Below are 12,855 nucleotides of genomic sequence, written 5' to 3' on the forward strand. Positions count from 1 at the left end.
TTTCGTAATAATATGAAAAAACTACAATTAATTTTAACCATGACCTTAGCACTGGCATCTACAATGCCGGCTATTGGCCAAACGATTTTAGAAGAAGATTTTGAAACAGGATTAACGCAGCCAGCCAAAACCCCATTAACACGTACCGAAGGTTGGACGACCATTGATTCGTACAAAGGCACCAACACGACGTACAACTGGTACAACTACTACGCCGATCCCACTTCACAAGCCGGTCCTACCCTTTCTGGTGCCAACTGCGCAGCCTGCGACGGTCCTATCTCAAGTGGCAACACAGTAGACGGTCAGGGACCACGTGAAGAAATCCTGCTCTCACCCGAGCTCGACCTGAACGACACCTACCAGCTGCAGTTCTCATGGAAGGTTAGTCCCATGAACAACCGCGACAACTCCCGCTACGATCTTCAGGTACGTGTAGTTACCAACAACGACATCAACAGCGCCGAGACCGTGTTCTCTATCCAGAACGAGGCTATGCTCCGCGAGAGTGGTGTCACCGTATTCCCAATCGACGCATGGGATCCCCACACCTCAAAGATTGATCTGAGCGACTGGAAAGGTGAGAAGGTGAAGCTGGCTTTCGTTTACAAGATGATGGCCCCCATCGCCAATATCGCATGGATTGACGACATCACCGTCAAGAAGTTCACCCCCGTCAATGGTCCTCTTGCCAGCATCTCACTGGATCGCTACGATTTCAAGGATATGTATATCGGCGAGAAGATGTATAGTGAGGTGATTACCCTGACCAATATTGGTAAGAACGGTCTGAAGATCACTGGTATGGACCTGCCCAGCGGCGTCGGTACCACGCTGGATCCCGAAACAGTAGACCTGCGCGCTTACGACAAGGTGAACTTCCAGTTGACCTATACCGCCACAATGTTTGCTCCTGCCAAAGGCGAAGCTGTGATTCACACCACTGGTGGCGACGTGAAGATTGCCTACTCAGCCAACAAGAACGCCGTTCCCGAAGGCTATACCCTCGAAGGTTTCAACCAGTATTTCCCCCCTGCAGGATGGAAGAGCAACGGATGGCGCGGCTCTAACGCAGCCATCGAGGGCGACCAGAGCGCCTATGCCGGTGGCGACTTCAGTGCTACTACACTCCGTTCACCCCGTCTGGATCTGACCGATGGCGGTAAGGTATATTTCACCTATTATAATCAGTATGATGGTGAAAGTGTCCCCGAATATGACATTGAACTCCAGCTGTCGACCGATGGTGGCGACAACTGGAAGACCGTATGGACCAGCGACTATCAGAACGGACTGAACAAACTGCTCACCGCCGAGGTTGACCTGGGTGAGGATGGTACAGACAACAGTTATGTGCGCTGGTACTACCCCGCTATCGAGAGCGACGACGAGGGTGCTTACGACCACTCAAACTTCACACTGGACCGCGTGCTGCTGCCCCATGTATATGGTGCTAACGGCGTACCCGGCAGTGCTACCCTGATTGCCCCAGCATCAAATGCCAAGGACGTATATCCCAAGAACGTGAAACTGGAATGGGGCCCTGCTCAGTTTGCCAAGGGCTACAAGCTCTATGTGGGCACCAATGCTGAGGTTAACGACCTAATTGACGGTGGCGACCTGGGTAACGTGCTGACCTACACCATTCCTCAGTGCGACTATGCGACGACCTACAAATGGAAGGTTGTGGCCTATAACGACAAGGGCGACGCTACGACAGCCAGCACATGGAAGTTCACTACACAGCCCGACGCCTCTGTGATGGAATTCCCCTATACCGAGAACTTCGACGAGTGCACCAATACAGCTCCCGTGCCCACAGGCTGGTTGAGCACTACTACAGGCAGCTATAAGTTCCAGGCCTGGACTCCCAACAATATCTATCCTTATGGTGGCAAGGGTGTTTCACTCGCTACCGGTTGGAAGGACGCCGGCCAGCAGTCTATTCTGACCTCTCCCGAATTCAACCTCCCCGCAGGTGGTCAGGGCATGAGCATCTCATTCGTTTGGGGTAACGATCATCCCAGCGACCTGATTGTTGACGAGACCGGTCTGCTGAAGAAGCAGAACGTAGAAGGCGGCAATGGTGTCAGCGACATCGCATTCGAGATCTTTGCCGACGGCGAATGGAAGCAGGCTTCATACCTGTCTGAGAACAGCATCGAAGGTATGGACGGTAAGAAGTACTGGCGCAACGAGACCATCGACCTGACAGAATATGCAGGTAAGAAGGTACAGTTCCGTTGGGTTAACACCAGCTTCGCCAACCAGACCGGTGAGGCAGCTCTTGACAACATCGTGATCAACGGTAACGTAGACGATATGGCCGTATTCAACCAGGAGGGTTGGAATGCCGGCAAGATCAACTTCGGCAAGGCCGTTAACTCTGGCGACCAGTTCACCATGCTGAACAAGGGTAAGAGAGCCCTGAAGGTGAAGAGCGTCAGCTTCGGCACCAACAATTTCGAAAGCTCTATCGCCGCAGGCACCGAGATTGCCGTTGGCGAGGGTATCACCTTCAACCTGCAGTTCAATGCCGGCGAGTCTGCCAAGGCCATCGAGGACGTGATGACCGTTGAGTTTGAGAGCGGCAGCAAGGTAACCTTCCCCGTGAGCGGTGAAGGTCTGGCAAGCGACGTACTCTTCTACGGTTTCGAGATGAATCCTCTGGACTACAACTGGAAGGATGACTTCACCACCATCGACGTGGACCGCAAGGTGACACACCAGTTGGGCTACTACCAGACCATTATTGAGGACGACGGCGGACGCATCGCCTTCACACAGGCTCAGCACTACAATGCCAACCTGAAGGCTCACAACGGTATCGGCACACTGGCAGCAGCATCGCCCGACGATCAGACAGCCGCCAACGACTGGCTTATCAGCAAGCAGATAACGCCTGCCGAGGGTGCTACCCTTGATTTCTATGCACGCAACCTCTCTACTACCGGTTCGGTATTTGTTGGCGACAACGACCTGCACAGCGTAGAGGTGCTGGTCAGCGAGACTGGTAATACCAAGACCACCGACTTCAAGGCCGTGATGAACCCCACCGAGATGGCTTATCTGGGTGAGAACCAGTGGCACCACTTCAACGTGGATCTCTCTGCATATGCAGGCAAGAACATCTACGTAGCCGTGCGCCACACCACCAACAGCGCCAGCTTCCTGGCCTTCTTCGATGACTTCACCTTCAACCACGTAGGTAATGCAGACCTGACCGGTATTGAGTGCGTGAAGAATATCACCAGCGAGGATGCTCCCGTGGCTGTTTACAACCTCAACGGTGTACAGGTGGCCAACGGCAACCAGAAAGGCATGTATATCATCAAGACCGCCAACGGAAAGACCGTGAAAGTGATCCGCAAGTAATTTATACTGAATATCAGGGGTAATGGGTTACATCGCATGCCGGTGCACTCATTACCCTTTTCGCTTAACATCAACCAATGAAAAAATATCTACCCTTTTCTCTCTTATTTCTATTACTGACGCTCACGGCCTATGCGCAGGAGCGAAACACCCAACTGACCATCCAGGTGACGTCTGTTGAAGGCGACAACCTGAAGGGACAGAGCCTGAAGATTACCCAGACCGACTACGAACTGGGATACGGTTCTCTGTCACTTGATGCCAACGGGAAATGCACCCTGATGGTCTATGCCGGCAACCACCACGTCAGCCTGAACCGCGGCGGCTTTATCCCCGTGGAGCAGGACTTCGTCGTTGCTGAAGGCGAGACCACGAAGCAGATCAATATCCAGCTGACCGAGAAAACGCGTCAGCCCTTTGCCCTGAAGGCAGAGACCGTGCACGACATCTTCACCGGCAAGAACACCATCAACCTGTCATGGAACACGGAAGAACCGGCTTTCTTCGATGACTTCGAGAGTTATGAGCCCTTCGCCATCAACTTTGGCGGATGGACCGGCATCGACGTAGACATGGAAGCCGCCGCTCCCCTGGTAGGCACCTACCCCAACCGCGGCGTACTGCAGTATGCCCAGGTGATCAACCCGCTCGCCGTAGACCCTGTGTGGTGGTACGACTACCCCATCCTGCGTCCTTACGACGGCAAGCAGTATATCGGTTTCACCCGTACCAACAGCGGTAATGCCAATGACGACTGGCTCATCTCGCCCGTCGTCACCGTAGGCACCGAGAATGTGCTCTCGTTCTACGCCAAGGCTGCCGACCGCTATCCCGAGCGCTTCATGGTCTATGTCACCACGAAGACAGACAACCCTGCACAGTCAGACTTCGTACGCCTGGACCAGGACAACTACGAGAAGGCCGACTATACCGGCTGGAAGGAATACACCTACGACCTGAAGGCCTACGAAGGCAAACAGGTGAAGTTTGCCATCCGCTATATCAGCCACTACAACAGTTACGGCTCGTTCATGCTGATGGTTGACAATGTGTTCGTAGGTATGAATGCCAAGGCCTCAGCCATTCCCAACGAACAGTTCCAGATTTATCTGGACGGTGAACTGGTAACCACCACTACCGACTGCAGTTATGTGTTGGAAGGCATTGCCAACGGCAACCATACCATCGGCATCAAGGCTACCTATCTGAAGGCACAAAGTGAGACGACAACCATCGAGGCCAACATTCCCTCGGATGCCTATTCACACGTAATTCTGAACGTCACCGCCAACAGTAAGCTGACAGCCAACGGTCAGCACCTGACACTCACCAACACAGCTACCATGGAGTCGTACAGCCTGACCGTCGCCGACGGAAAGGTTGAGCTGGCATCACTGCCCAACGGACAGTATGCGATCAGCACGGAGGAAGGTGCATTCCAGGCACTGCAGAAACCCGTGACCATCAATGCAGATGCCACCATCGACATCACGCTGAACGACTATCTGCTGAAGCCCTACAACATCACGGCAAAGCTCAACGACGATGCAACCTACACCCTGCGCTGGAACCAGGAACTGATTTTCAGCGACAGCTTTGAGGACTACGACGACTTCGCCACCGGTACCTTCGGCGGATGGAAGAGCATCGACCGCGACGGATACCCCGTGTACCCCATCGCCCTGGGCTCACAGACCAACATCGTATCGTTCCCCGGCTCTGGTTCAGCCACCAAACCAACGGCTATCGCCCCGATAGTGTTCAACCCCTGGAAGACAACGCCTGCCATGATGCCTACCGACCCCGCCATTGCTGCGCCTACGGGTGAGAAATGTATCACGTTCTTCTCGCCTCAGCAGGCCAAAGCCGACGACTGGCTCATCTCGCCCGTCATTGACATCCACGAGAACTACAGCCTCACCCTGAAGGCTAAGTCATACTCTTCCATGTATCCCGAGACACTGGAGTTCTACGTATCCGACGGCAGTGACAATCCTGATGACTTCGTGAAGATCAGTATTGCCGAGAATATTCCCGCTGAGCGCTGGACCATCTATCAGGTAGACCTGAGCCAGTTTAACGGCATGGCTATCCGCATCGGTATCCACTATGTATCCTACGACACCTTCCTCTGTCAGATTGACGACTTCACCGTAGGTCCTGAGAATGGCGAAGGCGAGGTGGTGGACTATGGCAACGTGGTACGCTATGATATTCTGGTTGACGGCGAGAAGATTGGTGAGAGCCAGACGGCCTCATACACCATCCCCGTACTGTCGGCCGGCACTCACACCGTGGGCATCAAGGCCATCTATCAGTCGGGTGAATCAGAAATCGCGACTTACACCATTGAGGGTACAGCCGGTATCGCTCAGACCGCCATCAATGCCGCCATGCCTACAGCCGTATACAGCCTGTCGGGCGTTTACATGGGCAACAAACTGGAGGCTGTGCCTGCAGGTATCTACCTCGTGAAGCACAACGGTAAAACCATTAAAATACGCAAGTAAAACAACACATGAAACTACGTCATATCTTTCTCACGGCCTTCGCAGCCGTCATGTCCCTCACCTCACTGGCACAGGGACTCTCAGAGAACCAGCGTCTGCTGGGCTATATCATGACAGACAGTATCACCGTGAGCGGTGGTGCCTTCGGTACGGCTGGTACTTACCCTGTGGGTGCCGTGATGACACCACAGACCCTGTCCAGCTATGCCGGCTGTAAGATTGTAGGTATACGCATGGCTGCCGCACTGGATCTTGGACGTACCAGCACATTTGTCTATCAGGTGAAAAGCAACAAGATGGACACGCTGTGCATCCAGAAGCAACGCCTCTATGCCGGGTGGAACAATATCTTCTTCAACAACGGCGGCTACGAGATCAAGGGCGACGAAACGCTGTTCTTCGGTTTCGACTACGTTGAGACGCCTGAGATGATTACTGCCGACCAGGGGGGGCTCTGCGGATTTGGCGACGACATGGAGGGTGCCCTCTATGCCTATGGCAACTTCGGTCAGGGACTGAACCTCTACTCGCTGAGCGGCCTGGGTCGTCTCTGCGTGCAGCTCATCGTGGATGTCAGTTCGCTGCCCCTCTACGACCTCGACATCACCTGGTTTGATATCGGTTTCAAATACAAGGCGCCCGGCGAGAATATTGATGCGATGATCAATTTCTCTAACGTGGGCCGTAAGGCTGTTGGCCGCTATCAGCTGTGCTATCAGCTGGACGACAACGATCCTGTGGTGAGCAACTTGACCGACAGCCTGCGCACTGGCGTTCAGGCCGACTGGAAGTTCTCCTTGAAACTACCCAACGATATTGCCACGGGTCTTCACACGCTGAAGGTCTTCGTAGGTCAGGTAGAGGGCGAGGCACTTCCTGAGAGGTCAAAGTACGACATGAAGAGTGTTTCCTTTGGTGTGTATCGCAACAAACTGGCGCGCCAGAAGGCTTATATGGAGGTTTATACCGACCAGACATCGCCCATCACACCGTATCTGAACGATATGGTGAAACTGGTGGCCGACAATTCAAGTGCGCTGGTCACGGTCAATGTACACAAGCCCAACACGCCACTGGCACTGGCCTCAGCGGCCTATCTGCACGACCTGTATGCCTACACGCACCCCGCGTTTAGCATCAACCGCTCGTTCTTCCCTGGCGAAGAGCATATTGCCTATGACATGAACGACTACCTGCCCTCTGTAGGTGCTGAGTTCTGTGCAGGCATCCTGAGCGATATGCTGATGCAGGACTTCGAGTCACCTTCGTTTGCCTCTGTTGACCTGAAGCTGAGTTACGACCCTGCCACACGCAAGGTTGGCATCAAGGCCACAGGCGACATGTTGCCCGAGGCAAAGGCCATCTATGGCGACGTGGCCCTGACACTGATGATTACGGAGGATCAGGTGAAGAGCCGTCAGACCACCGTGAATGCCCTCACCGGACGCACGACCAACAACCAGAACTATCTGCATAATGATGTGCTCCGTGCTTACGTCACCTCACCCATCGGTGATGCTGTCACCAACAACGACAACAAGTACGAGGCCAACTATGAGTTCACACTCGAAGAAGAATGGAATCCCGACAACATCAAGGTCGTTGGCCTGCTGACGAAGAAGGTGGATGCCGTGACGGAGGACAACCTGTATGACATGGATGTCATCAATGCCAACTCGGCAGCACTGGGTACCATCACCGGTATTGAGACCATTCAGCCCTCTGTTGCCGTCAAGCACACAGGCTGCTATACGCTCGATGGTCGCCGCGTTGAGACAAAGAACCTGAAGCCAGGTCTCTACGTCATCAACGGCAAAAAGACTGTCATCAAATAAAAGGAAGGCCTTCGGGCCTTTCTTTTTTTTCCCTTAATCCAATTATTTGGATAATTTCTTGGAGGATTCAGACAAAATGTGTAAATTTGCAGTTTGTAATCAAAAACGACATTTTAATCAACTATTATTATCAATATCAACTAAAAATAAAAAAGATTGTAACCATTTTATAGAAAAAAGCAACAATAAACCATAACGTGTACCACATCTGGTCTCACCACTAAGACTGGGAGATAATAAAAGGTTCGCAGATGGGCACAAACGACAACCATTTTATAGTATTTCCATGCGCTCACGAACCGGAAGGCGCAAAACCTAAAAACAAAACCAAATGAATAAAACAATACGTTTTTCATTGCTCATGCTGCTGGTGATGTTGAGCGGTATGGTGTATGCTGATGCCTATACAGTGGACTTCAACACTTCTATTGCGACCAGCAACCATGGATTCATCCTTGGCAGCAACTGGGGACACGTTGTAGGTTCTGGCAACTATGATGGTTACGGACCTTACTACATGTCATACAGCTATACCGCTGATGGTGGCTTTAACGGTACAGGTTCACTCCAGGCTTATCGTCAGTATGCAGGCGACAGCCAGGGTGGAACCGTATGCTATGACCTGCTGGTAACCCCACTTGTATCTGGCAAAATCACCATGAAGGTGAAGGCCAGCAGCAGTGCAAGCAGCAGCAATCCTTCATTCGTTGAGGTTTACAAGATTGATGCTGCCGGCACCACACGTGGCGACCTGATTCAGCGTTTCACAGAGTCTGAAGGCTATACAGCCATCGAAGGTCAGGACGATTGGAAAGAAATCACACTGACACTTACGGAAGAGCAGCGTATCGCTATCCGTGCACAATATGTTTACCTAGACGACTTCACTGCAGCAGTTGTCAATATCATTCCACAGAAGGCACTTTCTGTTATCTCTGTGATGAACATGGAAGGAAAGACCGGCACTGAGGGTTCTACAACCTACTTTGAGCAGCAGGCCGATGGAACTTTGAGCGTACCCTTGAAGGTATTGCTGAGCAACACCGGTGATGTTGACCTCGTCGCAGGCACTACCGAGAACTATACTCTGACCCTGGCATATGCAAGCTATCCAAGCGGCACCAAGACCTATTTCGACGAAGCAAGCGTTAATATTCCCAAAAATCTTGCAGCAGGTGCATCGGATACTATAGAGGTAACCTTCAATATTCCCTACTCTTCTGGTTGGAAGTATTTCTTTGTCAAGGAGAATATCACTGGTACCACATCTTCGACTAGTCGCTATGCAGGTACTACCGCATACGAGCCCATATTCGTGTTCCGCGCAGCCGAGAGCACCGCTACCAGCAGCATCACAGGTGCACAGGCCTACGGCTTGGTGAGCGAGAACACGACTAAGAACTTTGAGATTGCCAACACGGGTACCGCTCCTCTGACTATTAAGAGCATCAACCTGCCCGAAGGCTTTACATCTGCCAACATGCCCGAGATTCCCACTGAGGGTCTTGTGATTGCCAAGGGTGCATCTCAGGCACTGGATATCACATTGCCTGCTACCACACTGGGAGACTTCTCTGGCAATTTGACAATTGTTTATCTTGATAAGGACGGCGCAGAGAAGACCTTCACACTGGCATTCTCTGGCAATGTACTGCCTGCCGGTACATGGGCAACCAACTTTGACAACACCAGCAGTACACCTGCCTATCCCGCAGGTTCCATTGCAGAAAGTGGTATCAATAGCGACTACAGCTACAATTCTGGCACCTACGAGATTTTCCTGAAGGGACGCACACAGAGTAGCTTTGCTTCAGGAAACAACAAGTTCATCACTCCGAAATTGCACGCTACGGCTGGTCAGCAGCTGACCTTCGATATCAAGGGTGCATACGGTAACTCTTACTATGCAAAAGTATATGTCTCTACCGATCGCAAGACCTGGGGCGAACCTGTTGCCACCTTCACCTATGCTGAGACCGAAGGCGCAGAGGCCATTGGTTCTTCTGATTGGGTGAACAAGGCTGTCACCTTCGAGACCGAGGGCGACTATTATGTAGCTTTCGCACTCTATGGTGAGTTCAAGATTGACAACATCATTGGTCTGACAAAGGTTGACGTGGCCCACGACCTCTATATCAAGAACGTCAACTGGCCCGATGCTTCTGTAAAGAGCGGTACTTCTCTTTCTAAGCCATCAATCGATATTATTCCTCTGAGCGATGAAACTGCCGAGGCCTACACCGTGAAATATGTATGCGACGAGACCGTTTTGGCTGAAGCTACTGCAGCTGAGCTGACTGCAAGTGCAAGCAGTTCTAAGACCTTCACCTTCAACTGGACACCTCAGGTAGAAAGTACGACTAAATATGAGGGTTCAAAGATTGTATTTGAGTTCACCGACGGTACGAAGTACGAGACAGAAGGTTTCGATCTCACTGTGACCAACGAGCCCATCTTCCACTTCGTCAACAGCATTCCTTCAAGCAAGTGGTATGAGCCTACTGACTACACCACTCCTGTGGCATTTGGCAAGACAAACACTGCCGACAAGAAGACCTTCTACGTGTACAACTGGGGTTCTGCTCCTCTGACCGTGAAGAGCATCGTTGCTCCTGATGGCTTCACTGCTACTCCCGCTGGCGAATTCACAGTTGCTGCCTTCGATGAGACCAATATCAGCGCTGCTGCACAGGCTGTAGAGATTACTTTCTCTACTACCCACGCTGCCACCTATAATGGCGACATGGTTATCACCTATCTGGATGGTACAGGTACTGAAAAGACCTTCACTTTGGCTCTGAGCGGAACCAAGCTCGATCCTACGAAGTTCTATGCAAACTTTGGCACGGAGAGCGACCAGTGGCCTGCAGGTTCTGTATATCAGAAGAATATCAGCAAGACCAACGGTGGCACCTATAATGCTCCCAACTATTACATCACTTCAAGCAACACTACCGACAACATCTTCATTACGCCGAAATTGACGGCTGCTATTGATGACACGTTGAAATTTGATGCGAAGCTTTACAGTACTTCTTGGTCAGAAGGCAAGGTTACAGTCTTTGCTGCTGCTACCCGTGAAGAGGTACTGAACGCAGAGGAGGGAACAACCCGTGTCATGCTGTTCAGCGTTAGCGGAGAAGATACAGAGAGGCCGATGACAACCGACTTCCAGACCTTCCAGGCACCCATTCACGTGGCTGGCGACTACTTCATAGGTATCGAGATTAGTGGACGTGCTTACGTAGACGAAATCTACGGTCTGACTCCCGCTGCCGTTGCTCACGACCTGAAGATTGCTTCTAGCTACATTCCTACTGAGGCTATGCAGAATATTCCTTCGGCAGCTACCGTAAACATTCTGAACCTCGGTCTGGCAGCAGAAGAAGCTGACAGCTACACCGTAACAGCATTCATCGATGGAAAGGCAACTTCTACTGGTACTGCTGTTGCACTGCCTACCACAAATAAGCTCAGTGACGCTGGCACACAACTGACAGTAGGTATCCAGTCTCCAAAGGTTGGTACGTTCCCCGTATACATTGAGGTAAAAGCTGGCGACTATAGCATTGCCACAGAACCCGTCAATGTAGTGTTTACCGCAGAAGTTGCAAAGAGCGAGCTGACCGCTACTGCAGATGGTACAAGCTCTAACTCACCACTCAACCTGAGTTACTATAACAGTGAGTCAGTTTCTCTCTACACAGCTGATGTACTTGCAAATTCTTACGGTCTGACAAGCGGTGCCAAGATTAAGTCTATCACCTTCAAAGGCTATAAGACTACTGCACAAACCAAGTCAACATTTAACTTATGGTATGAGTGGAGTGATGATGCCGAACAGGCTAAACCAGCCGACGGTCTCTATCCTACGGAAGGTCTTACACAACTCATCGCTGACCAGGAAAAGACCTGGCCTGAAGCAGGAAGTGCTACAGAATTGGCAGACTTCATCACACTGACATTTGCAGAGCCTATTGTTTACGAAGCAGGTAAAGCACTGCGTATCGTGATGCGCTCTAATTCTGACGACTGGAAAGCTGCAAACTTTGAGAAGAGTACTTCTGCAACAAGTGGCCTGACCTATTATCACTACAATGACAACAAGAGCACATTCGAGTCTAACAGTTGGACAAACACTGTTCTCCCAGTACTGCATATTGGTCTGGCTGTAGAGCCTGCCACCATCTCTGGTACTGTTAAGAACAGCGAGGGTGCTGCTATTGAGAACGCTACCGTGACACTGGTTAGCACCGATGGCGAGGGTGTACAGTATGAAGGCAAGACCGACGCTGAGGGTGCTTACAGTTTCAACGTGATTCAGACTAGTCGCACCTACAATGCTACTGTTGTGGCTTCTGAGGACTACAAGACCGCTACTGCAGAAATCTCATTTGCAGAGGGCAGCGTCATAAAGGACTTCGTCCTGGCTGACACTAATCCTCTTGGTGATGCGAACCTCGACGGTGAGGTAACTACCTCTGACGCCGTGGCAGCCGTGACCTTCGCTCTTGAGAAGGAAGTTCCCTCTGAGAAGGCTCTGAAGGTGGCCGACGTAAACAAGTCTGGCAATATCACCGTGAGCGACGCCGTTGGTATCGTGAACATTGCACTGAATGCTGAGACTCCTGCTCCTGCACGTGGCGAGATGGAGGCCGTGAACTTCCTGACGAAGAACGGCACCAGCCTCAACCTGATCAACAGCACTGAATTCGTTGGCTTCCAGATGGATGTCACACTGGTCGAGGGTGCTATGCTGAACAGCGTATCACTGAACAACCGTGCTGCCAGCCTGCAGGTTGTCTACAACCGCATCGCGAAGAACACCTACCGCATCATCGCCTTCTCTACCGGCAATGCCGCTATCGAGGGTAATGAGGGTGAGCTCATCTCACTCAACATCACTGGCAACGACAACATCGCCATCAGTAACATTGAGTTTGCCGATGCTGTCGCTAACGCCTATGCACTGAGTCTGACAGAGACCACTGGCATCAACGGCATCTATGCCGGTGCTGCTAACGTGGAGAGCTATACCGTAGGTGGTGTGAAGAACGACAAGGTGCGCAATGGCATGAACATCGTTCGTACTGCCGATGGTAAGGTGAAGAAAGTATTAGTAAAGTAAACAAACA

4 protein-coding genes are annotated in these 12,855 nt (G+C 51.6%); all 4 read left to right on the plus strand.

Annotation, left to right across the window (positions count from 1 at the left end):
- The first annotated feature begins 12 nt into the window (after positions 1–12).
- The 4 genes from L6468_RS12640 (at position 13) to L6468_RS12655 (ending at position 12,848) form a co-directional block, all read left to right on the plus strand.
- Entirely contained in the window at positions 13–3,375 is a 3,363-nt protein-coding gene (locus tag L6468_RS12640; protein WP_237793484.1) for a choice-of-anchor J domain-containing protein, read from the plus strand.
- 77 nt (positions 3,376–3,452) lie between these two features.
- Positions 3,453–5,885: a choice-of-anchor J domain-containing protein gene (locus tag L6468_RS12645; RefSeq protein ID WP_237793485.1), complete on the plus strand. Its 2,433-nt coding sequence runs from the start codon at positions 3,453–3,455 to the stop codon at positions 5,883–5,885.
- An 8-nt stretch (positions 5,886–5,893) separates the two neighbouring features.
- Complete coding sequence (locus L6468_RS12650) at positions 5,894–7,720, plus strand: Omp28-related outer membrane protein (RefSeq protein ID WP_237793486.1); 1,827 nt, start codon at positions 5,894–5,896, stop codon at positions 7,718–7,720.
- Positions 7,721–8,051: 331 nt separating this feature from the next.
- Positions 8,052–12,848, plus strand: coding sequence for an Ig-like domain-containing protein (locus tag L6468_RS12655; protein ID WP_237793487.1), 4,797 nt, complete (start codon positions 8,052–8,054; stop codon positions 12,846–12,848).
- Positions 12,849–12,855: the final 7 nt, after the last annotated feature.

It is taken from the genome of Prevotella communis (assembly GCF_022024115.1).
Classification (GTDB): Bacteria; Bacteroidota; Bacteroidia; order Bacteroidales; family Bacteroidaceae; genus Prevotella; species Prevotella communis.